Source organism: Catenulispora sp. GP43, assembly GCF_041260665.1.
GTDB lineage: Bacteria > Actinomycetota > Actinomycetes > Streptomycetales > Catenulisporaceae > Catenulispora.
Genome location: NZ_JBGCCT010000034.1, coordinates 1 through 21,009 on the forward strand (window position 1 = coordinate 1; position 21,009 = coordinate 21,009).

General features: G+C 66.1%; 23 protein-coding genes. 12 read left to right on the plus strand and 11 right to left on the minus strand.

The genetic code is table 11. The annotated features are described in order from the left end of the window. Positions 1–126 precede the first annotated feature (126 nt). The 11 genes from ABH926_RS43655 to ABH926_RS43705 all read left to right on the plus strand — a co-directional run bounded on the left by ABH926_RS43655 (position 127) and on the right by ABH926_RS43705 (position 9,723). Positions 127–264 (plus strand): hypothetical protein, encoded by a 138-nt coding sequence (locus ABH926_RS43655; RefSeq protein WP_370372610.1) that lies wholly within the window; start codon positions 127–129, stop codon positions 262–264. 53 nt (positions 265–317) lie between these two features. After that, a complete protein-coding gene (locus tag ABH926_RS43660) occupies positions 318–986 on the plus strand; it encodes a hypothetical protein (protein WP_370372612.1) in 669 nt (222 codons plus the stop codon). Next, positions 983–2,275, plus strand: coding sequence for a CpaF family protein (locus ABH926_RS43665; protein WP_370372614.1), 1,293 nt, complete (start codon positions 983–985; stop codon positions 2,273–2,275). Before ABH926_RS43660 ends, ABH926_RS43665 begins: the two co-directional genes overlap by 4 nt. Next, positions 2,272–3,177, plus strand: coding sequence for a type II secretion system F family protein (locus ABH926_RS43670; RefSeq protein ID WP_370372616.1), 906 nt, complete (start codon positions 2,272–2,274; stop codon positions 3,175–3,177). The genes ABH926_RS43665 and ABH926_RS43670 overlap by 4 nt, the downstream gene beginning before the upstream one ends. Further along, positions 3,171–4,073 carry a type II secretion system F family protein gene (locus ABH926_RS43675; RefSeq protein WP_370372618.1) on the plus strand — a complete coding sequence of 301 codons (903 nt, stop codon included), beginning with the start codon at positions 3,171–3,173 and terminating at the stop codon, positions 4,071–4,073. Before ABH926_RS43670 ends, ABH926_RS43675 begins: the two co-directional genes overlap by 7 nt. Positions 4,074–4,126: 53 nt before the next feature. After that, entirely contained in the window at positions 4,127–4,342 is a 216-nt protein-coding gene (locus ABH926_RS43680; protein ID WP_370372620.1) for a hypothetical protein, read from the plus strand. Then, positions 4,342–4,737: a TadE family protein gene (locus ABH926_RS43685; RefSeq protein WP_370372623.1), complete on the plus strand. Its 396-nt coding sequence runs from the start codon at positions 4,342–4,344 to the stop codon at positions 4,735–4,737. Before ABH926_RS43680 ends, ABH926_RS43685 begins: the two co-directional genes overlap by 1 nt. Then, complete coding sequence (locus tag ABH926_RS43690) at positions 4,734–5,153, plus strand: TadE/TadG family type IV pilus assembly protein (RefSeq protein ID WP_370372625.1); 420 nt, start codon at positions 4,734–4,736, stop codon at positions 5,151–5,153. The genes ABH926_RS43685 and ABH926_RS43690 overlap by 4 nt, the downstream gene beginning before the upstream one ends. Then, on the plus strand, positions 5,150–5,536 hold the full coding sequence (locus tag ABH926_RS43695; protein ID WP_370372627.1) for a pilus assembly protein TadG-related protein: 387 nt from the start codon (positions 5,150–5,152) through the stop codon (positions 5,534–5,536). The genes ABH926_RS43690 and ABH926_RS43695 overlap by 4 nt, the downstream gene beginning before the upstream one ends. Before the next feature lie 5 nt (positions 5,537–5,541). Beyond that, positions 5,542–8,355, plus strand: coding sequence for a BTAD domain-containing putative transcriptional regulator (locus ABH926_RS43700; protein ID WP_370372629.1), 2,814 nt, complete (start codon positions 5,542–5,544; stop codon positions 8,353–8,355). 432 nt (positions 8,356–8,787) lie between these two features. Further along, positions 8,788–9,723, plus strand: coding sequence for a PIN domain-containing protein (locus ABH926_RS43705; protein WP_370372631.1), 936 nt, complete (start codon positions 8,788–8,790; stop codon positions 9,721–9,723). 51 nt (positions 9,724–9,774) lie between these two features. On the opposite strand, the gene ABH926_RS43710 is transcribed toward ABH926_RS43705, so the two are convergent. From ABH926_RS43710 to ABH926_RS43755, 10 genes are all read right to left on the minus strand, one after another. Continuing rightward, positions 9,775–9,996 carry a hypothetical protein gene (locus ABH926_RS43710; RefSeq protein ID WP_370372633.1) on the minus strand — a complete coding sequence of 74 codons (222 nt, stop codon included), beginning with the start codon at positions 9,994–9,996 and terminating at the stop codon, positions 9,775–9,777. A gap of 254 nt (positions 9,997–10,250) precedes the next feature. Then, positions 10,251–10,790 carry an ATP-binding protein gene (locus ABH926_RS43715; protein WP_370372635.1) on the minus strand — a complete coding sequence of 180 codons (540 nt, stop codon included), beginning with the start codon at positions 10,788–10,790 and terminating at the stop codon, positions 10,251–10,253. A 57-nt stretch (positions 10,791–10,847) separates the two neighbouring features. Then, positions 10,848–11,015, minus strand: coding sequence for a hypothetical protein (locus tag ABH926_RS43720; protein ID WP_370372637.1), 168 nt, complete (start codon positions 11,013–11,015; stop codon positions 10,848–10,850). A 298-nt stretch (positions 11,016–11,313) separates the two neighbouring features. Beyond that, on the minus strand, positions 11,314–11,829 hold the full coding sequence (locus tag ABH926_RS43725; protein WP_370372639.1) for a helix-turn-helix transcriptional regulator: 516 nt from the start codon (positions 11,827–11,829) through the stop codon (positions 11,314–11,316). Positions 11,830–11,989: 160 nt separating this feature from the next. Then, positions 11,990–13,087: a hypothetical protein gene (locus ABH926_RS43730; RefSeq protein ID WP_370372641.1), complete on the minus strand. Its 1,098-nt coding sequence runs from the start codon at positions 13,085–13,087 to the stop codon at positions 11,990–11,992. Between the two features lie 9 nt (positions 13,088–13,096). Beyond that, positions 13,097–15,151, minus strand: coding sequence for a methyltransferase, FxLD system (fxlM, locus tag ABH926_RS43735; protein ID WP_370372643.1), 2,055 nt, complete (start codon positions 15,149–15,151; stop codon positions 13,097–13,099). Between the two features lie 37 nt (positions 15,152–15,188). Next, positions 15,189–16,247, minus strand: coding sequence for a lanthionine synthetase C family protein (locus ABH926_RS43740; RefSeq protein ID WP_370372645.1), 1,059 nt, complete (start codon positions 16,245–16,247; stop codon positions 15,189–15,191). Next, positions 16,244–18,283, minus strand: a complete 2,040-nt coding sequence (locus ABH926_RS43745; RefSeq protein WP_370372647.1) for a lantibiotic dehydratase family protein — start codon at positions 18,281–18,283, stop codon at positions 16,244–16,246. Before ABH926_RS43745 ends, ABH926_RS43740 begins: the two co-directional genes overlap by 4 nt. Positions 18,284–18,355: 72 nt before the next feature. Beyond that, a complete protein-coding gene (locus ABH926_RS43750; RefSeq protein WP_370372648.1) occupies positions 18,356–18,535 on the minus strand; it encodes an FxLD family lanthipeptide in 180 nt (59 codons plus the stop codon). A 55-nt stretch (positions 18,536–18,590) separates the two neighbouring features. Further along, the gene (locus tag ABH926_RS43755) at positions 18,591–18,995 is read right to left on the minus strand and encodes an STAS domain-containing protein (protein WP_370372650.1); all 405 of its coding nucleotides are present in this window, start codon (positions 18,993–18,995) and stop codon (positions 18,591–18,593) included. 98 nt (positions 18,996–19,093) lie between these two features. Here ABH926_RS43755 and ABH926_RS43760 point away from each other — a divergent pair, with 98 nt between their 5' ends. Further along, positions 19,094–19,654, plus strand: coding sequence for an NUDIX hydrolase (locus tag ABH926_RS43760; protein WP_370372652.1), 561 nt, complete (start codon positions 19,094–19,096; stop codon positions 19,652–19,654). On the opposite strand, the gene ABH926_RS43765 is transcribed toward ABH926_RS43760, so the two are convergent. Beyond that, positions 19,578–20,996 carry a hypothetical protein gene (locus tag ABH926_RS43765; protein WP_370372654.1) on the minus strand — a complete coding sequence of 473 codons (1,419 nt, stop codon included), beginning with the start codon at positions 20,994–20,996 and terminating at the stop codon, positions 19,578–19,580. The genes ABH926_RS43760 and ABH926_RS43765 overlap by 77 nt on opposite strands. Positions 20,997–21,009: the final 13 nt, after the last annotated feature.

The following is a 21,009-nucleotide window of genomic DNA, read 5'->3' on the forward strand; positions in this document are numbered from 1 at the left end:
TGCTTCTCTCGTCGCCGGGGCGCTCAGCCCGCAACCACTGCAAACCGCCCGATCAGGGGCAACCCATCACGCCTGCGAAAACGGCGAAAGCCGAGGTCGAAGACGATGACGGCGACGGTGGTATCGGTGAAGGAAGCTCAGGAGGCCGGCTCGGTCGACGTGTCGTTGCTGACGGATGATGCCTCGGCGCTGCGGATCGGCCAAGCCGGAAGCAACCCGGTGTCAGTAATCGTGTTGGCTCCCGGCACCGGGAGCGGGTCCTGATGCTGGTCTCAGTAGCGTCGGTGAAAGGCGCACCTGGAGCGACCCGGCTGGCGATGACTCTGACAGCGCTGTGGCCGAGTGGCGCCTCGCCCACGCTCATCGAAGCCGATGCCGCCGGCGGGACGCTCGCCGGGCGGTTCGGCCTGTCGCCCTCGCCGTCGCTGACGACGCTCGCGGCGGCGGTGTACTCGTCGGTGCGGGACGTGCGGATCGGCGACCACACGCAACAGCTTCCCGGCGGCCTGCCGGTGGTGGTCGCGCCTACCGATCCTGCTGGGGTGCGGGCGGCGGTCACCGATTTGGCCGTGGCGGACGGTTTGCTGGAACGGGCGGCCGAGGATCCGGACACGGTCCTCGTATTTGATTGCGGACGCCTTGATGCGGGACAGCTCTCTCCGACGTTGGTCGTCGCCGATGAGGTGTTGCTGGTGGTGCGTCCATTGCCGGAGATGGTCGGACCGCTGAACGCGGCGATCAAGTCGTTGCAGTCGATCGGAAGCCGAGTGCGCGTGGTGTTGCGCGGGGCTGGCTACGACGCCGAGGAGATGAGCCGCACGCTCGGGGTCGAAGTGGCCGGGCGACTTCCGGAGGCACCAGAGACGGGACTGTTCGTCCGCAGCCGTCGGGCCGCCTATGCCCGCTCGGTACAGCACATCGCGCTGGGCATCACCGGCCACGCGCAGCGGAAGACGGCCGCCGGAGCGTCGGAGGCGGTGGCGTGACAGGGACGGTCGATACAGGCATGGCGACGCGGGTCGGCGAACGTGTCGCAGCGCGCCTCGTCGCTGAGTCCGAACAGGACTCATGGGACCCAGCGAACCGGCGCGCGGCCGTAGAACGACTGTGCGCGCAGGAGCTACAGGCAGAGGTAGCCGTGGCGCTGGCTTCGGGGCTGCCGTCGCCGCGGCGGGAGATTACCGAACTGGTGACCAGGTCGGTCACCGACCGCCTTCTCGGGCTCGGCGGCCTTCAGCCTTATCTGGAGATGGCCGTCGAGGACATCGACATCCTCGGCCACGACGTCGTGTATGTGAAGTACCCCGGCAAGCGCCGCGAACGTGGTGCGTGGCCGGTGGCGGCGAGCGACGCTGAGCTGATCGACCTGGTGCGGACGATCGCCGCGAGAAGCGGGATCGAGGAGCGGAGGTTCGATCGCGAATCTCCCATTCTGTCGATCGCGCTGCCGGACGGGTCGCGGATGACGGCGGTCATGGCCGTCAACAAGCGTCCCAGTGTGACCATCCGAAGACATCTCCACCGCCAAATCGACACCCATGAGCTGGTGAGGCTCGGGACGCTCGATGCGGATCTGCGAGACTTCCTGGCCGCCGCTGTCCGGGCTCGGTGCAATATTTTGGTCGCCGGTGGCGTGGGGGCCGGCAAGACTACGCTGGTCCGCGCTCTTGCGACTGAGATCGACCCCCGCGAAAAGCTGGTCACCATTGAAGATGCGTTCGAGCTCGGATTGGACGCCGAGCGGCCGCTGGTGGATGCGCTGCAGTCGCGAGAGGCCAACGCTGAAGGAAAAGGGCGGATCATCGCAGCCGACCTTGTCCGTGCCCAGCTTCGCCTCTCCGCTGACCGTGTGATCGTCGGTGAGGTCCGCGGTTCCGAGACCTTGCCGATGCTGCTGTCCATGAGCCAGGGCAACAATGGCTCCTTAAGCACTGTGCATGCGGAATCGGCCGCTGCGGCATTCGATCGTTTGATCACCTATGCGCTTCTGTCGCCGGAACATGCCCCGGCCGAGGCTGTGGCGCGGCTCGTGGCTCACGGCATCGATTTGGTGGTCCACGTCGCGGAGCTCCCGGATGGCCGTCGCGTAGTGCGGGAGGTCGCAGAGGTCACCAAGTTCGACGGCGACCAGATCCTCACCAACCGGCTGTATCAGCCGGGGCCGGACGGTCGTGGAGTGCGTGCGACACCGCCGTCGACTTCCCTGGCCGAGCGTCTGACCAGAGCAGGGTATGACCCGTTCGCCTCGCGCACGCACGAGAGGCCGAGTCGGTGAACGGCACGCAGCTGCTTGGCGGGCTCTTCGGCGCCGGGATCGCCATCGGCTTGCTCGCCATCTGCAAAGGCCTGCGGCCGGGGCCGGAAGTCACGCCCGGGGCGCCGTCCAGGTGGACGTCGCTGGCCACGCGCCTGGATCCCAGGCGGCTGACCGGACAGACGCCGCGGGTCGCGGCGTGCGCGGCGGGCGCTGCGGCCCTGGTGGCGTGGACCGGCTGGCCGACGATGGCCGTTATCGGGTTCCTGGCACTGTGGCACCTGCCGCGAATCCTCGGGCCTGACAAGGTGTCGAAGCATGCGATCGAGCTCTCGGACGCGGTGGCCACCTTCGCTGAGATGCTCCGCGACACGTTGTCGGCCGCCGCCGGATTGCAGCAGTCTGTGCTGGCCGTTGCGCCGCTGGCCCCGGAGCCGATCACAGAGCCCTGTGGGCTTCTCGCGGAGTGGATCGACGAAGGTATGCCGCTGGCGGAAGCGATTGCGCAGTGGGCCGACCAGGTCGCCGATCGGCACGCCGATGTGGTCGCGGGATGTCTGATCATCGCGTCCCGAAAGCAGTCGGGGAACACTGCGGCGGTGCTGAACGCCGTCGCGGCGTCCGCGCGAGAACAGGCGTCGATTCGGCGCCGCGCTGTCGCCTCGCAGGCAAAGCCCCGCACATCAGTCCGAGTCACGATCTGTGTCGTGCTGGCGCTGTTCGGCGTGCTGATGTTCGGCAATCCGCCATTCATGGACCCCTACGACAGCCTCCTTGGGCAGGTCGTGCTCGCCGTCGCCGCCGGCGTGTTCGGCGTGGCGCTGCGCTGGATGGACAAGATCCTGCACCCGGAGCCCGAACCACGCGTCCTCACGCACCTGGCGGCCGTCGCGGCAGCCAGGCAGGAGGTGGCGGCATGGTAGCCGTCCTGATCGGAACCGGGATCGGCGCTGGGCTGTGGCTCTTGCTGATCGGCCTGCGACCCCCCGCACCGCGAGCCGCCTCAGTGCTGGCACGCCTGTCGGCTGTGACGGCAGTCGCCAAGCCGCTTCCCACGCCGCAGGAGCCTGCCAGCTGCTGGTCAGCGCGGGCCGGCCGCCGAGCCGTCCCGCTGTTGACCCGAATTGGACTGCCCACTGCGAGAACCCGCCGCGACCTACTAATCCTCGGCCGCGGTCCGGAGGACCTGCTCGCCCAGCAGGCCGCGACCGGCACAACCGGACTGATCCTTGCACCGGTCTCCGACCTCTGGTTCAACGCCCTCGGCCTACGTATCCCCGGCACACTTCTGGTTCTCGGGGCGACAATGGCGGCCGGGGTGCTGTTCTGGACACCGGTAATGAGCACCGCTACCGCCGCGAAGATCGCCAGCGCCGAGACCCGGGCCGCCTTGGCGATGTTCCTGGAGTTGGCTGGCTCCTCCTTTGCGGCCGGGGGCGGGGTCGAACAGTCGCTCAACGATGCGGCTGCGATCGGCGACGGGCCGACGTTCACCAAGCTGCGCGCCGCCCTGGCAGAGGCGGAGCTCACGCGCACCCCGATCCCCGCAGTCTTCGGGCGACTCGCCGACGAGCTGGACTCCCCCGACCTGGCACAGCTGGCTGCGTCGCTGTCGCTGACCGGCTCTGAGGGAGCTCGTATCAAAGACGCGCTCGGGGCAAAGGCGCAGGTCTTACGCGCCCGTCAGCTCGCCGACGTTCAGGCAGCCGCCGAGGCGGCGACTGAGCGCACCGGCGTGCCAATCGGGCTGATGTTCTTCGCCTTCATGATCGCCATCGGCTTCCCGTCGGTGGTGAAAGTCCTCGCCGGGCTCAACTGACCCCGGCTTCACCCTCTCAACCAGCAAAGGAAGCACCACCCATGATCTCCCGGATGACCGACCTGACCTCACGCGCCTGGACCCTGCTCACCTGCGGCCAGCGCCCGCGGAGCCTGCGTGAACTTGTCCACGACCTGCGGACAGATGACCGCGGCAGCGTGTCCTCGGACACCATCATCATGATCGCGATCGTCGTCGTGATCGCGGTCGGAGTCGGCGCCCTGCTCACCTCAAAGATCATGGGCAAGGCCGAGAGCATCCACTTCTGATGCGGTCGCGGCTATGCCGACCGCGTGGTGACGTCGGCTCCGCCACGGTCCAGACGGTGTTCGCGATCCCGGTGATGGGGCTGCTCATTTTTGGCACGTTCGCCTTCGTGCTCTACTTCCATGCCGAGCAGATCGCACACCTGGCCGCGTCCCAAGGACTGGAGGCGGCGCGGGTCCAAGGCGGTACCCAGGCAGCCGGGCAGGCCGCGGCCGAGCACTATCTGGCCGAGTTCGACAGGAGCACCCTGCACGACGGACGGGTGACGGTGCAGCGGGGGAACCGCGAGGTCCGTATTCAAGTGAGCGGATACGCCGAGCAGATCGTGCCGTTCCTGGACCTTCCGGTGCACGTCACCGTCACGGCACCGACTGAGACGATCGGGAACGGGACGTGAGCAGAGCCTTGAGATCTCTGCGACGGGACGAGGGCTCCAGCATCGTCGAACTGGTGCTCATCGCCCCGTTGCTGTTACTGGTGATGTTGTTCGTCGTACTCGTCGGGCGGCTGGCCATGGCCGCGATTGACGTCAACACCACCGCGCACGCAGCCTCCCGCGCCGCCTCCATCGCGACAAGCCTTGATCAAGCGCGGGCCGCCGGCCAACGGACCGCCGCCACCATGCCGGCGGGCGCCGCCTGCAACCGGCGGGAGGTGAAAGTCGACACCACCGGGTTCAAACCCGGCGGGGTAGTACGAGTCACGATCTCCTGCCACATCTCGCTGGAGGACATCACCGGACTGGTACCTGGCACCCAGACTTTGACTGCCTCTTCGGTGAGTCCGATCGACCCGTTCCGGAGCACGCCGTGACCGTGCTGGCAGTGCTTCTGGTTCCAGTGCTCCTCCTCGCGTCCGGACTGGTGCTTGACGGCGGCGCGGCCCTATCTACCAAGGACCGGGTGCTGGGCGAGGCCAGCGAAGCCGCACGGGCCGGAGCCGATGCCCTGGATGTATTGGCTTACCGCCAAACCGGTCACGCAGTCCCGGATCCGGTACGCGCCAGGAACGCCGCAGAGAGATACCTCGCAGCAACCGGCGACCATTACACGGTGACGGTCTCGGCCGACTCGGTGAGTGTCAGCGTGACCGCCGACTACCGAACCCAGTTGCTGAACCTCGGTGGGTTGGACGTGATCCACGTCGCTGGACACGCGACCGCACACCCTGTCACCTCGGATGCGAGCAGATCATGAGAACCTTGACCCGCGCGGTCCGTGGGTTGCTTGCGCTGGCGCTGCTGTTCGTAGTCGTCGGCGGAGTCCCGTGGTTCCTAGCCGCATCGCTCGGCATCCCGTTCCCCCGGCCACTGCCGACGTCGCTGAGCCAGGCAGGGCCTTGGCTGGCAGTGTGGCGTATCGACCGGGTTCACTTTGTATTGGACCTGCTCGGGATCGTCGGCTGGTGCTACTGGGCGGCGTTCGTCCGACAACTCGTCGTTCAAATCCCAGGTGCACTCGCCGACGCCACCGCGATCGCACGCGACACTGCGCCGGCCGTTCGTCGTCGGCGAACTGGGCCCGCCGCGTCGCTGGTGGCAGTACTGTTGACCGCCCTGGCGTGGTCCGTAGCCACATCCCGAACCCCCGCGGCAGCCACCGCTGACTTCTCCGCCCCGGCCAAACCCTCCGTCAACATCACGGTCCCGGCCGTTCCCACCGCGCCGGCGGCGAAGACTGCAGTCGTCGTGTCGACGTACACCGTCACCGACGGCGATACGCTGTGGGATATTGCTGCGCGCCGCCTCGACGACGCCCAGCGCTGGCGCGAGATCTATGACCTCAACAGCGCCACGCTCCAGAGCGACGGACAACGGCTGTCGGACCCCAACGTGATCATTCCCGGCTGGGTCCTGACGCTGCCGGAAGACAAAGCGGTAGTTGAAGCCGCGCCCGAGGCTCCGGTCCACACGTTGCCCCAGGGCCCCGAAGCCACCTCGCTGCCGGTCACCCCGGCTGAGTCCGAAGCAGCCGCTGGCACGTCGGCCTCACTGTCTTCGTCGGCCCCAGGGGCGCGGACCACCCGCACCATCAGCGGTTCAGGCTCGAAGTCCCGCGCACGCGAGGTCGTCGCACGACCGAAGGCACATCGTGACCGGTCGTTCGTCAACCTTCCGGAGGGCGGAATGGTCGGTATCGGCCTTGCCAGCGCCCTCGCCGCAGCGATCGCCTTAGCCCGCAAGCGCCGCCGGATCCGCATGACCGCACGCTGGCCCATCCCGATGGACACAGCCCAGCCATTGATTCCCGAGCCCGTCATCGCGATCGAGCGTGCGCATCTGGCGACGTTGGCCCCGCCGGCGCTCGGCTACTTCCAAGATGGAGATCTCGATCCCGCGGATGACGACCCATATCTGTCCGGGCTCGACGTGCTAGCGCCTGGGCAGGTCGCCATGTACACACGCGAAGCGACCGTCGCCACACCAGATGCTGGCTTTCATTCAGGGCTGACAGGACCGAGCATCCCCACCTCCTATGCGGAGTTCACCGCCTCGGGATCGTTGTCATTCGGTATCGACGGCGACCGCGAGATCGGCCTGGATCTACGCGCCCATGCGGGTCTCGGCCTGACCGGGCCCGGCGCATCTAAAGCGGCTCGCGCGCTTCTGGTCGGCCTCCTGGCGAATGGTGGACCCCTCGCCAGCCTGGATCACATGCGCGTCCTTATCCCATCGTCGGACCTCACGCTGTTGTTGGATGGCGGGTTACCGGCTGTTCCCCGCGTGGACGTCACGGCCGATCTAGACGAGGCCATCGACAGGCTGGAGGCCGAATACCTGGACCGCCGCCGGGTCCTGTCCGCACTCGGAGTACCCGACGCCGCGAGCGTCCGACGCTACTACGCAGAGCAGGCGCTGGAGCCACTCGTCCTGATCGCAAGCCCCGAACTCGCCACCACCGCCCGCTTGGCGGCATTACTGGAAGTAGGTCGGACGTTCGACCTGCACGCAATCCTGCTCGGCCCGTGGGAAGCCGGGACCACGGCTGAGATCGACGAAGAAGGACACACTCGCTGCGATGACGAGTGCCTCAACGATGTGTCGGCGTTCGCGCTTTCCGGCACCGAGGCCGGAGCCCTGCTGGCTCAGCTCGATCCCACAGTCGCCACAGAAGAAGACGAAGGACCTGCGCCATCACACGAAGCGATCACGGAACCAGTCGCTGAGTCGGATTCCCAGGACGACAAGCGAACCGAAGACACCAGACCTCGCCTGGCCACCGTTCCCACGCAACACACCGAAGTCACAAGGTTCCCCCTCCTCCCACGAGTGGTCGTTAACGTCCTGGGCCCGGTCACTGTCACCGTCGACGGCCGTGAGGTCGTGCTGAACAATAAGGAAACATCGATCCTGACGTTCCTCGCCCTGCACCCGGCCGGAACCTCCCGCGACGAGATCATCGCCGCCTTATGGACGAACCCGGATGGCAGCAATAACGGCAGTCCCGAGACGTTCCGCTCCACCGTCTACCACGCCAGGACCCGCATCCGAACCGCCACCGGCGACGCGAAGAAGATGTACATCGCCAGCCGCGGCACCCGCTACCTGCTCGACCCCGCTGACATCGGCACCGACCTCGCCGTTTTCACCAAGCACCTCGACGCCGCGAACCGCGCCCGCGCCGAAGTTGATCGCAGCGCAGCGCTCGAAGCCGCCGTGGACAGCTACCGCGGCCAAGTCGCCAGCGGCATCTACGCCGACTGGCTGATCATCGACCGTGAAGCCGAGTCACGCCGCTTCAGCGACGCCTGCGCCCGCCTAGCCGATCTCACGGTCGACTCGCGCCCCGAGTTCGCCCTGCACATCCTGGAGCGCGCGGTCGCCGACGCAGACTGCAACCAGGAGCTCTACGCCAAGATCATGCAGATTCAGGCGCTCCTCGGCCGACAGGCCGAGATGTGGACGACCCTGCGGCTTCTGGAGGTGCGACTCGCCGCGCTCGACGACGAGCCAGACCACAACATGTACGAACTCGCCAACCGTCTGACGAGCCAAGGGGCTAATCGCGTCGGATAGCCGTGCGGTGCGATCGGCACACCGCCGAGCACCGCCAACGCCGCGACCTACGAACGACGGGCCTCGACGACGCCGTCGAAGCCAACGCTGCCAGATCCCGCACCGTCGAAGGCGACAGGCTCACCGATTACGCTGAGATCCTGGTCGCAACTGTCGATGCCTGCACGGTACGCAGTGCGGCAAACCGATTTCGGCAGTCGGCGGCCCGTGCTGGAACTGTGCCCACTACACCACCGACAAGCCCCGCCCCGGGGCGTCTTTCGGTCCACTGTGACAGGGTGGCAGCCTCTGCTGATTCAGAGTGCTGTGACCCTCAGATTCCCTGCGTCGGCAGGCAGGCCCTATACGACCACTGAGCGCTGACACACTCGTCACCTAATGGCGTCTCATAACGGCTGGATTGTTCTCGCCTGGGTATGCGACTGTCTCGGCATGACGTTCCTACTCAGACGCGGCTCTACGCCCCAGCAGGCGCTTAGCGCGCTAGACGAGGCGCTGACCAAGCTCTCCAACTCCGTCGGCTTCTTCCCGTCATCCCCGGCAGCTACGTATGTCACAGCGGTATCGGATGTAGAAGCTCATCTGGGTAACGCGTTCGACCGCCAATGGGTCGCCGAGACGCTGTTCACCCCCCGCTACTGGCATCTACTGGGAGTCGCGCATACCACCCTCCCAGGCCCAGAGTTCGGGCGCTTCTCGACATCGGACGAGCAAGAGCAAGACGAGTTCGAACGACGTCAGAGAGTCGAGGTCACCAGGATCGGTCCGGCCAACAACGCTGCTGACCATGAGCGCCGGCTCCAAATGGAGCGGCTGGAGCATACCCGGGAGGATGTCCAGAAGCTGGAGACGTTCGCCAACGGTGGCGGCAAGATCCTTATCATCGACACCAATACCCTCATGCACGCGTACCCGCTAGAGCAGATCCAGTGGCAGAAGAAGAACGGCATGCCCGCCCACGAGATACTGCGGGTCCTCGTGCCGCTCGCCGTCATCGACGAGCTAGACCGCAAGAAGTTCGAAGGCGGCGACACGATGCGACGGAAGGCCGCCGCAGCCATTCGAAGCCTGTACGGACACCGAAAAGGCCTCAACCCCGACGTGTCCGCAACGCTCACTACCACCGACGGCATGACACTGACGCTGGAGATCCCACGTGACGACCTCGGCCGTAGCCGCGCCGCCGCCACGGACGACGAGATCCGGGACTTCGGCGTGTTCGTCAAGGAGATCACTGGACGGCCCGTAACCGTCGTAACTCGGGACATGGGGCTACAACTCCGCTGCGAACGTGCCGGCCTAGACGTCCTGTGGCTACATGAGGACGACTGGAAGCAGCAGGAGCAGTCCGCTAGCAAGACCAAGTAGTACGGCGATACGCGAAGCCGCGCACGTTAGCGGGCGGCCTGCCGCTGAGCGTCAGTCCCCCGCGTACATGAATCCGCGATAGACGCGCTTGTTGGTGCCGTATTTGGCGTCTGCCCGGACGATGCCGCCCTGACGCTCCCGCACCAACTTGTTGAAGCGGGAAGCGAGGGTCTTGGGGTCAAGCCCTGTCTTCTCCTCAATCTCCCGCACCGAATACGGCGTCCCCGGGTTGTCTCTGAGGAAACGCAGACCCGCTTCCACCTTGTCGTTCATAATGCCACCCCTCCAGTCGCCGACACCTGTCGACCCATTCTGGCTCTTGTCTTCGGCGGGCTCTAGGTGCGTGGGGAGAGGGCGCCTAGGCGTGTCTTCAGCGCCCCGCTGGCCAATCCTCAGAGACCTCGCGCGCAGGTGTTGGCACGTGCGGTCGGCGGTCGCGGCGTGCATCAGGCCAGTGCGGTCCGGCGAAGGGCAGTGCCCCGGGCATCGGCGACGCGGTCTTCATGCTCGCCGACTATCGGTCTTCATCAAAGTTCTTCGCCGACTGGCGCCGCCATGTTTGGGACTGTGAGCACCGCGCCGGCGGCGGCGCCATGGCCCGCCGGGAGATCAAACGCCGCCGATACGGTCTTCCCGCCTGTCCGCTCGCGTCGAACTTCGACCGCGTCGGCGAGTGCGGCGACGATGCACAGCCCACGTCCGGCTTCGTCTTCGTCCGAAGGTTCGCGAGCTTTGGGTAGCTGGGGAACAGCGTCGAAGACCTCCACATACAACCTGCGAGGAAGCAGGCGCAGGGTGAGCCGTACGATGCGAACACGCTCTGCGCCGTCATGCCAAGCAGCAGCGACGGCGTTCGTCACCAGCTCGGAGACCACCTGGCAGACGGCCCACTCGACATCGGGCAGGTTCCACCGCTGAAGCATTTCCGCAGCGTGCCGTCGCGCCCAGCGCGGTGAAGCGGGCAGCAGTGAGAGCGTGAGAGAGCTTGTCTCCTCGCGGCATACAGTCGCACGCTGCTCGGCCTGGGCCAGGCTGACTGGGACTATCGGAGCGAGTCGGTTCGGCATGGATCAGTTCCTTCCTCGCAACCGCATCGGAAGCGCGGGCCTTCGGGTCGGATGTACTCAGGCTTCGCGGGTGGCCGGAGCCAGTGCGGAGGCGTGATGGATACGGTGCGGCTTCTCGTTTGCCAACTCGGCGGCGGCTGTTGCCCGGGGATGGGTGACGAAAGCGCCGAACTTAGCGGCTCGGGCGTCGGTCGGCTGCGGCTTGGCCAGCGTGGTGGTCGTCATCGGAAATCCCTTCTGTACAAAGCGTCAGGCAGTGTGCGCGGCCCGGCCTGTGCGGTGCGAATGCGGTTGACCGGGCCGCGCATAACCATGGACGCTCGGTTCCCCATGAAGTTCAAGGCCTTGATGACGTAGAAGCCCTTCATCGACCGGATCGGGTGAATCCGAGGATCTGTGAGCGGGTTCCGTAGCCGGGGTAGTGCGCAGCCGTATTCGTTGGCGATAGCCGCCGTGAACAGGTCCGAGGCGCCCATACCAAGGCGGGTCCTGACCCCCTCACCTCGTGGCACCGGGTACTTCGTTATGAAGACCTACCGGGGCCACGCCGCTCGAGCGTCGGCCACAGGGCGACGGAGTACTCCAGCTTCTGGGCCCAAACGATCAGCGCGATCGGCCGCATAGGCACACGGGCCAGCTCCCAGCGCGAGACCGAGTCCTTGCTGACGCCAACAACCTCACCGAGTTTCTCTTGAGTCAGTCCCAAGGCCACGCGACGATTTTTCAACGGCGTAGCAAGCCGGCGCCGCTCGTAGACAACCCACGATTCGCCGGGACGCTGGCGGATCGGCCTGTTGAGCAGCTCGCCGGCTCGGCCGACGATTACCAGACGTCGGTGGAGCTTGAGAGACCACAGAATCAAGTGGTCCATGGTCGGCTCGATGCCCCCGGTCTCCCACTCGGAGATCGCTCGGCCTCTGACCGGCAGGCCGGACGACAGCGCCGTCTGAGAGAGCCCGGAGTCCAAACGCGCGGATCGTAAAGCGCCCATGATCTGTGCGAGGGTGCGTTCCGTCGCATAGTCGACTCGCAGCGTCATCGGCGGTTCCGACCTGGTTCTGCGGTAGCTGTACGCGGCTTACGCCACCGTTGATGAGGAGTAGATCCGATCCACTCGGGCACCTTCTCGCTGGTTTTTGGCATGGCGAATCTCCGGCTCCTAGCTGGTGAAATGGTTTAAGGGAGGCGTTCGTTGGCGCTCAGGCGCCGCGGGCACCGAGTAATTGGTGCAGACGGTCTTCGGCCGCAGCCACGCTGGCCAGCATCTTGTTCTCCAGGTCGGGGGTCATCACGGCCAGACCGAACCCGGCGTTGATGATGACGGAGCGCAGTTCCTTCTGTGCCTGGTCCCCAAATGCCGCGCACGCGGCTCGTGCTGCATAGGCGTCGGTACGAGCAGTTTCCAGAACGGCCTTTCGGAGTCGACCGTGGAGTTTCGGTGTCCGTCCGGCAGCGTCTGCGAGCGCGAGCGCTGTGAGAGCCAGTCGGGTTCTGAAAACAGCAGTAGGCGGCTCGTCGAGCTCGATGAGGGTCAGCGCCTCACCAAGGGCGACGTTGATGTGGTCAGAGTCTCTGCTGCCCTCCAGGTCACAGAACGTCCCTAGGACTGCGGCGACGGCCTTTTCCGGGGCATCAATGATCTGGCTGTCCTCGACCACGGTGCGAGCTTCTGTGGGTAGTCCACGTTCCAGGAGCGCCAGGACCGTCGCCTGACGGCCGTCCCACAGCCGCTGTCCGACGCCCCTGTATTTGGCCGCTGATGCTGCAACCTGCGCCCACGGGACGCAACGTGAGAGCGCATGTGTGCCGTCGGTCAACAGTGCCGCCCAAAGCTCTGCGGTGACCTTGCGATGCCCTTCACGGCTGCGGATGATCGCGGCTACGTTGACCCTCCATCCGCGGACTTCAGCCGTGGAGCACCGCTGTGCGGCTTCGTAGAGGCACACAAGGACGTCGTAGGCTTGCCGGCCGTCGCCGCCGCGAGTCATGAGTCTGGCTATGTTCACCAGCGGCTGCGTTGCCATGACCGCGGTGAGCGGGTTGTCGAGATGTTCTGCCTCGGCAAAGAACTGGTAGTGCCTGCGGCACATATCCCAGGCCATGTCGTGCAGCCCCACATCGGAGGCGATCAGTGAGGCGAGGTTGATGACCGAGCTGGCGCGAGCCACATGTTCGTGGTGGCTCGCGCCCTCAGCGACTTCTGGCTCGGCGAGTAATGCGATGCGTTTGTCCAGCGGCAGCCCGAGAGGCCGTGGCCGGCACACCAGGGGGAACCGGCTTGCTATCGCAGGGTTCATCGGTGCTTCCTAGGGCCAGTCCACCGCGATACGCGTGGCGGGCTTGTCGATGACGAATCGTGCACCTGTGGTGGCGAACTGCTCGCGGGCTGCGCCAGTGGCCATTCGGAAGGTCGGGGCAGGAGCGCTGTTGCCGCCGTGGCGGTCCCAGCCACGGATCGAGTCGACGACCTGGTCAGTAAGGGGTCCGGCATCCGGGCCGTGCCCGATGACACCGATCTCCCAGAAGACTCCACCGTCGTCGGTGCCTTCGTGAAGGGTCAGGTAGGCCAGGGAGTCCTTCTCCAGCGCGGCCATGGAACCCCAGGAAAAGTGCGGGGTGAACCCCGGGCGGCGGCCGGGCATCCGGGACAGGCCGTTGGTCAGCTCGCATGCCAGCCATAGATACAGCCACTCCCACGCGAAGCCCGGCCGGATCTTCACAGCAGTGTCGGCCTTGCGAGCTGGTTGATCCAGGACGGCGCGGAGCGCGTTGAGATCGATGTCCTGCTCGGGGAACGTCTCGATCCGAACGTCGCCGGGGCCCTCGAGCGGCGTCATGTCCTGCTCATCGTCCATCGCGCCCTTGCGCAGCGGGACGAACGTTGCCATCTCTGAAGACACCGACTTCCAGACATCGCCGTCGCGTTCCAGCGCGAACGAACGCGAGACACTGCCGCGGATCCGCATCGGGATCACGATGCGTCCATCAGCGGCCAGCTGGTCGAGAACCGTTGTCGGCAAGTCGGCGGTGCCCACGGTGAATTGGATGCGGTCGAACGGTGCCTGCTCCGGGAGGCCGGCCGCCCCGTCGGCAAGCAAGACGGTCACGTTTGACACGCCGGCTGCGGCAAGGTGATCTCGGGCACCGTCGACCAAGTCCTCGTCGACATCCACGGTCCACACATGGCCAGCCTCGCCCACGAGATATCCCAGCAGGGCAGCGTTGTACCCGGTGGCCGCGCCAGCCTCGAAGACCTTCTGGCCGGGGCGGGCGTCCAATTGTTCAAGTTGGGTGGCGACGATCGTCGGCTGGGAGATACACGAGAGCATCACACCGGCGTCGTCCTTCTTCACCGACACCGCGTCGTCCTTGTACGCCTGCTCGGGACTGACGTCGGGAATGAAGACCTGGCGCTCGACACTGCGGAAAGCGTCGATGATGGCTGGGGTTCGCAGCCACTGGGAATCGGTGAGGCTGTTCACCAGGGCTTCGCGCAGCTCAGCGGGGTCAGCGGTGGGGGTGGCGGTAGCAGTGGTCTCCATCTGCCCGACACTAGGCGCGCCGGGGACAAACCGGCGGGTAGACACCGGTTGCCCGTCCGCGAAGATGACGTCCTGGGCCAGCCACGCGGCAGCGGCCTGCTCGGTGACGCCGATCTCGCCTCGGTTGAGTGTGAAGATCAGATGGTGGGCCAGGACGGCACGCAGTCCTCGGGTCAGCAGGCCGTCGCTGTTCAGCCGGGCAAGACGCCGACCGGCGGTTTCGAACGCGGTGACTCGATCGGCCCAGCCCTGGTCGGCGTCCTCGATCTTTGCCGCGTCGGTGTTCATCAGGCGTCTCATCGCAGCGACCGCAGCGATTCGCCGCTGCCCGCTGGGCAGTTGCGACAGTTCCGGCTGTGGGCGTTCTGCCGCGAGCTTCGCCCAGACGTCGCCGACCTCGAAGCGGTCCAAGCCGGCCGCTCGGAGCATGCTGGAGATCAACAAAACGCAGCGTTCCCGAGATACAGCACGTCTGGTGTCTGCGAGCGCTGCGGGGCTATCGGCGCAGAAGAGATCGTGCGCGACGTCCATTCCCTCCAGGCCGCCGAATGCGACGAACTCCGGCTCGTAGATGCTCGAGAGCCATCCAGATGCGAACCCATCGGCGACGAGTTTGTCCAGCAGCTGGTCGATGGGCTTTTCGGTACGCAGCCGGAGCTTGCCCAGCTTGCGCATGAACCAGAACCGCTGGTCGGCCAGTTCCTGCAGCAGCACGGCAGCGGCCTCCGGGGGCACGCCGTTGCGACCCGGGAAGGACACGACGGCCTGATGCCATCCGGTCTCAATCGTGCTGGCAAGGTCTTCGTCTTCGGGGACCATACAGGGCCCTCTTTCTTGGTCGTGGTTCACGGGTGGGTCAGTTGATCAGCAGTGCCCGGGTCCAACCCGTCATGTCTGTTCCTGCCAGGGCCAGCTCGGCGCCAGCGCGACCGTCCAGAAAGCCGGGCTTGGTCAGCGCATCCAGCCCGGCAGACGTCTTCGCCTCCAAGTAGGCGGTGAAGCGGGCGAATCGGTCTGGCTCTGCTGAGTCGACGGCGATCGCACGAGTGACGGCAAGTTGTCCAGCCCAGCCGTGACACAGCCCGGCATCGATGGTGAGGCGGTTGATCATTGAGTGATCGGAGAGGGTGACGACGGCTGAGACTTCGGCGGCCTTGCGTCTGCCGTTGTCACCCAGGGCTATGGCGGCCAGCTGACGGGCGCGGACGATACCGAGAGCGCCGTAACACCAGGACGGACGTGACGGTGCAGCGGGCCGATGCTCTTCGAGCTGGTCGCGGGTCAACCAGTAGAACCCGCCGTGCTGCTCCAGCCAGTCGAAGCAGAGACCGATCGCCTCTATCTGGCCTTCCACAACGATGCCGGCTCGGGCCGCCAGTGACATAAGCGCCAGCGGCCCGGCGATGCCGTGCGCGACGCCGTTGTTTCCGTGACCACCGGCTAGCGCCTTGTCGTCCGGTCCTGTGTCGCACCACCAGCCCGGCAGCTGCCGCCCGTCGGTGTGCTGCACCGGCTGTGCGAGTTCAACCAAGTACGCCAGAACGGCGTTGAGAAGCCGGCCACCGGTATCGCGAGCCAGGAGCAGCGCCCCTAGCCCGGTCAACCCTCGGATCAGGTCGAACTCGGCTAGCGCTGGCCGCGCACCAGACTCGCGACGCTCGCGCGCAGCGACGAGGCGGTGCCTCACGACGTGATCGGTGGCCTCGGTGACGTCGGTCAGGGGCCGGCCGGCACAACGCAGCACGAACTCCAGCGCCGGTGCCCCATGAAACAGGGACGCGTTGCCGCCGGTACTCACCCCGCCTGCGATTGCCGCCTTCAGACAGGCCCTCGTGGCGACGATGTCGCCGCGCTGGGCGTGAAGCAGCGCGATCCCCAACTCGCCCTCGGCGAGAGCCTGATGCTGAGGCTTCATGGACGGGCCCCCATTGTCACGACGATGGTGTGTGCCCGGTCGCCGATCCAGCCATCGGCGTCCGCAGGCGGCGCGTCCAGCAGCGTCGCGGTGGTGTTGTTCGTCAGCTGTGTGCGCAGCACGTCCAGGTGCAAGTCGTGCTCGAGATCAAGGGGGAGGTGTTGGTCGTCGACCGACAACACAACGCGCGACGGCATCCGGAACCTGTTGCGCAATCCGTGCAGCGCGTCCGCCCATTGGTTAAGCGACGCACTGCGTCCGGGCAGATCTTTGGCCCGAAGACGCCAGCGAGCCGGGATAAGTATGGTGCGGCGGTGGTGAAGCGCCGGAGTGAACGGCAGCACCAGCGCAGCGCCCCAATCGAACCCCGTCACCTGTGGACACGCGGCCCGCGAAATCTCAGCAAGGAACCGCGCCAGCGGCGGGGTGTGGTTGTTCCACACGAAGTTGATCGCAGTTGGGGCGAGCAGTTCGATGCGCTGCCCGGTGGCAGCCACAGCAAGAAAGAGTCGGTCACCATCCAAGCCGACGGCCAGATCCTCGGGATACAGCACGTTATTGTCAGGCGCTCGGAACTCTCCGACGCTAACCACGGTCGGCAGGACTTGCGGGGCACGGGTGAGCAGGTCGGCGTGATTCCGGCTGGGATGGAACGACAACTGCGCCGTCAAGACTCCCGGCTCGACGGTGGGCAAGCTCCGATAGGCCTCGCCGGGAAGGTCGGCAAACAGGTGCCAGAACCTTCCGGCCATCGAGCCACCAGCGCGGGAGACGGTATGGACGCGCAGCCGAAAGTTCCCGCGGTCCAATTCCTCGGGCGAGGACGCCTGAACCTGGGTGCACACCTCAAGATGCGGAGCTTGATGACCAGGTGGTGGCCCGGCCACGGCCTCAATGTCCTCGATCATCGCCCCTGTCAAGGTGACGGTGCGGCTCCCCTCCAAGGCGGCCGCGCCAGCCAACTCCAGCAGCACACGATCGCGTTTGGACATCGACCTCGGCGGCAGTGACAACGTCCCGAACCCGTCCGGGAATCCCAGACCCTGATCCGGATGCGTCAGCAGCGGCACCGGGACCAGCACGTTTCTGCCGTACCGTTCGGAGAACTGCTCGGCATACCGGTTCCACGCCGGTGTTCCTGCCGGGTTGAAGGCAAGCCGTGCCAGCAGCGTCGCCGCGGTCTCCATCTCCACCCCGACCGCGTCGGGCAGCCGTACGTCGGCGTCCAACAGCACGTCGATGGCCGAAGCCACACCGAGCTCCGCGGTGCTCTGCTTCCCTTTCAGCAGTCCGTCGGCCGGATCGACGACGGTCGCCGGCACACGCAGCGCCGAGCGGAGCAGCCCTACCCGCAGCAGTTCGGTCAGTGCAGCTGCCCGCCGGCCTTCTTCGACGTCTGGGAACTCGGCGCCGAGCTTGCCCAGCAGTTCGCCGTACGCGATCGCGGACTTGGCCGTTCGAAGTACCAGTAGGACTACAGGTGTGAGCGCGAGTGAGTGTTCATCTGGGCCCTGTGCGGGAATATGGACGCGGTCGCCGCGCACAGTCGCGAGGTTGTTAACGCAGACCTCGACGTCGTGCATGACCGCCGGGTTCGTCTCCAGCTCGCAGATCGCCTGCGCCAGCGAGACTGGGTCAGCGCGCAGAGTCTGCAGGTGCCGTTTACCGAACCGCACGGACGTTGTGTCCCCGAAGCTGACCGGCGCGACCCCGGCGAACAATCCGAAGGGAGTCGGCCGCCCCGTGTGCCTGATCGCGTACTTGCCGACCGCTAGCGCCGCGCGGCGGGCCCGGCGCGCATCGGACAGTCTTCCGCTGAGCAAGGCTTCGACCTGCCTCGCAAGATCCGGGGAAGCTGCGCACACGGCCCTTGTGAAGTCGCCCTCGACCCAGACCGCGTCGAGCCACGAGCGCCATGCCTCGACCTCGCTGCTCTGCCCCGGCCATGGTGGGAGCACTGGCGCGGCCGTGTTCACAACGGCGCGCAGCAATCCGCTATCGGAGCGCTGGTAGAGCCTTTGCCGCGAGCGTGCCATCCCTACTCCCGTTCTGGTGTCGGGCGCGGGCCCGTAGCCCGATGCCACGGGCCCGCGCAGTGAGTTAGCGGACTACGAAGTGGTGCAGGCGCTGCCGCAGGAACTGCCGCAGTTGTCGCCGGTGCTGCACATCAGCAGCGTTTCCGACGCCGGGGTGTTCTCGATGAACGTGATGTCCAAGTCGAACGGGTCGGGGACGATGTCGCTCGGCGTGGGTGCCTTCTCGACGTCGTCGACGGTCTGGGTACTCAACGCTCCTTCTCCTCTCTGTTGCCGCTTGCCCCGGAACCGTTTTTCCGAGGACGACTCATGAATCAGTGGGACGTGGAGACTGTGTTGCGCCGGAGGGGTGGGCGATGGCCTGCTCGACCGTCTCGAATACGTCGAAGATCTTCAGCACACCCATGTGGTGCAGCAGGTCCGACGTCCAGGGCGACAGGGCCGCAAGCCTGAACCGGTTGTCCTCCTTGCCCGCCCGTTTCAATCCAAAGATCAGCAGCCCCACGCCGGTGGAGTCGATGAAGGACAGGCCGGCCAAGTCGAGGACGACCACTGTGGACGGCGTTGACGCCAGATGAAGCAGTGGTGTGCGCAGCAGCGACGCTGTGTAGTAGTCCAGGTCTCCGACGACGGTGAGTACTGTGACCCCGTCTGCGCTCGTCCATGGCAGTACGGAGAGCGGGGCGACCGGGGCCTTTGGCTTCTTCACCACGAGCCCCTCCCAGCCACGGGGGCGGCTTCGACAGGCCCTGATCGCGTGCCGTCCGACTGAGCACCGTCCAAGGACTCGCGCTGGGCTAGTGTCGAAGCGTGACGGAAGACCTGACGCACCCGACGCAGTGGGTCGTGATCGAGCAGCCGATACACACCTCGCGGCATACCAAACTGGCGATCGCGCAGGTCACCTTGCCGGATGGAGTGAAGTTCGAGCAGCCGGTGTTGCGTGTCACCCCGGCGGCGATGTGCGTCGTGGTTGACGAAGACAGCAAGGTCCTGATGATGCGTCGCCACCGGTTTGTCATGGACCGGTGGATGTGGGAGCTGCCCGGCGGCTATCTGGATGACCCGAACGAGGATCCGGCCAGGTGCGCGGCTCGGGAAGCCGAAGAGGAGACAGGCTGGCGTCCGGCCACGGTCGAGCATCTGGTCAGCTACCAGTCGATGTCCGGCACAGCCGATGCGCCGCAGCACGTCTTCCTCGGACGTGGTGCCGTCTATGTGGGCCATGAGATCACCGTCGATATCAACGAGGCCGAACGGGTCGCGTGGATTCCGCTCTCGGATGCAGTCGCGTTCATTGCGCAGAACTCCCTCGGGTCCGCCTCGGTGATCGGTCTACTGGCAGCGCGAGAACGGTTGGGGCTGCGTTGATCGACGCGGCGGCAGCTTGCACAAGGCTCCGGACTGCTGGCGCCGACTCATAGGGTTTGAGGGTCTGGACCAGTGCGGCGAGGTCTGCTCGGGTCCGAGCGGAGTGCATGATGCGTCCGGCGTTCAACGCCATCGATCCGATGTGGCAGGCTTGCTCGATCTCGCCGAGGGTGGCGTAGGAGTGGGCGAGCAGCGTCAGGTTAAACGCCCTACCCCGCGCGTATCCGCCGCGCATCTGCAGCGCGTACGTCGCCGCCGCGGCGGCGGACCGAGCGTCGCCGGCATCCAACAAGGCTCTGCCGGCCTTGGCCGCCAGGTAGCGGGTGTCGAAGTACCGCAGCCACCCAGGACTATCGGCAAGGTCTGCCTGGTCTATGGCCTGCTCGGCTTTGAGTAGGGCTGAGGCGCAGGCTGCAGAGTCGTCGGAGAGGGCATGCCCGTGGGCTTCCAGCACCAGTGACTCGGAAATCAGCGTCGGAAGGCCTGCCTCGGCGGCGGATCGGCATGCCGTGCGAGCCAGGTCTACGGCCTCGGTCAGGTGACCGAGACGGGCGGTCACGCACGACATAGCGTTGAGGACCTCCGCACCCAGCCTTGTGTCCCCTGCCTCCTGAGCCAGCCGGAGCGCCTGAATCAGGTAGCGCTGGGCGAGTGAATACTGCGCCGTGTCGAAGGACATCCATCCCACGAGCAGCATCACCTCGGCAGATGCGGAGAAGAGCACTCGTCCGGCAGCCTCGCGCCATCGTGCGCCCTTTAGGAGGGGCATCACCTCGGAATGCAGGTAGTGAACAACGGTGGAGCGGGCGTATCCGCCTCCGAACTTGTTGTCCAGGTCCCGGAAGGTTCGGGCGACCTTACGTATGGCCTCGGCTTCGCCGATTCCGACGAGGCTGAGAGGTTCGCCAACGGGCGGCGCGGTGATCCACCGCAGAGCTGGCGTCGTGAAGGCCGACGGGAGGAACGCCGCAGCCGTCAGGAACCGTTGACCACGAAGGTCACTGCCGGTCAGTTCGGCGATCGCCGCCAACGAGTCCTCGAGGCCCTGCTCGAATACCAAACCTGCGTCGGTGCGTACCACTGCGTCGCCCATGCCCAGGTCAGAGGGTGCGATGCTCCGGCCGGTGGCTTCCGACAGCACCACAGTCAGCAGCTCAACGGTCCGGGGACGCGGGTGTTCTCCTCGAAGCCACCTCGCCACCGACGTATGATCGAACGACGTCTTCAGAAGGCCTACCGATGCCGCCACGTCGTTGAGCCGACGTGCGACCTCAGCAGCGGAAAGACCGGAATCGTCGATCACTGCGGCAAACACGGTGTTCCGTTGTTTCATTCGGCTCATATCCTGTCTCTCC

What these genes read in the sequence shown, in the direction of transcription:
- ABH926_RS43660 (WP_370372612.1), top strand. Translation starts at nt 318, where the DNA reads ATGACTCTGACAGCGCTGTGGCCGAGTGGCGCCTCGCCCACGCTCATC.
- ABH926_RS43675 (WP_370372618.1), top strand. Translation starts at nt 3,171, where the DNA reads ATGGTAGCCGTCCTGATCGGAACCGGGATCGGCGCTGGGCTGTGGCTC.
- ABH926_RS43680 (WP_370372620.1), top strand. Translation starts at nt 4,127, where the DNA reads ATGACCGACCTGACCTCACGCGCCTGGACCCTGCTCACCTGCGGCCAG.
- ABH926_RS43685 (WP_370372623.1), top strand. Translation starts at nt 4,342, where the DNA reads ATGCGGTCGCGGCTATGCCGACCGCGTGGTGACGTCGGCTCCGCCACG.
- ABH926_RS43705 (WP_370372631.1), top strand. Translation starts at nt 8,788, where the DNA reads ATGACGTTCCTACTCAGACGCGGCTCTACGCCCCAGCAGGCGCTTAGC.
- ABH926_RS43710 (WP_370372633.1), bottom strand. Translation starts at nt 9,996, where the DNA reads ATGAACGACAAGGTGGAAGCGGGTCTGCGTTTCCTCAGAGACAACCCG.
- ABH926_RS43715 (WP_370372635.1), bottom strand. Translation starts at nt 10,790, where the DNA reads ATGCCGAACCGACTCGCTCCGATAGTCCCAGTCAGCCTGGCCCAGGCC.
- ABH926_RS43720 (WP_370372637.1), bottom strand. Translation starts at nt 11,015, where the DNA reads ATGACGACCACCACGCTGGCCAAGCCGCAGCCGACCGACGCCCGAGCC.
- ABH926_RS43725 (WP_370372639.1), bottom strand. Translation starts at nt 11,829, where the DNA reads ATGACGCTGCGAGTCGACTATGCGACGGAACGCACCCTCGCACAGATC.
- ABH926_RS43730 (WP_370372641.1), bottom strand. Translation starts at nt 13,087, where the DNA reads ATGAACCCTGCGATAGCAAGCCGGTTCCCCCTGGTGTGCCGGCCACGG.
- fxlM (WP_370372643.1), bottom strand. Translation starts at nt 15,151, where the DNA reads ATGGTCCCCGAAGACGAAGACCTTGCCAGCACGATTGAGACCGGATGG.
- ABH926_RS43740 (WP_370372645.1), bottom strand. Translation starts at nt 16,247, where the DNA reads ATGAAGCCTCAGCATCAGGCTCTCGCCGAGGGCGAGTTGGGGATCGCG.
- ABH926_RS43745 (WP_370372647.1), bottom strand. Translation starts at nt 18,283, where the DNA reads ATGGCACGCTCGCGGCAAAGGCTCTACCAGCGCTCCGATAGCGGATTG.
- ABH926_RS43765 (WP_370372654.1), bottom strand. Translation starts at nt 20,996, where the DNA reads ATGAGCCGAATGAAACAACGGAACACCGTGTTTGCCGCAGTGATCGAC.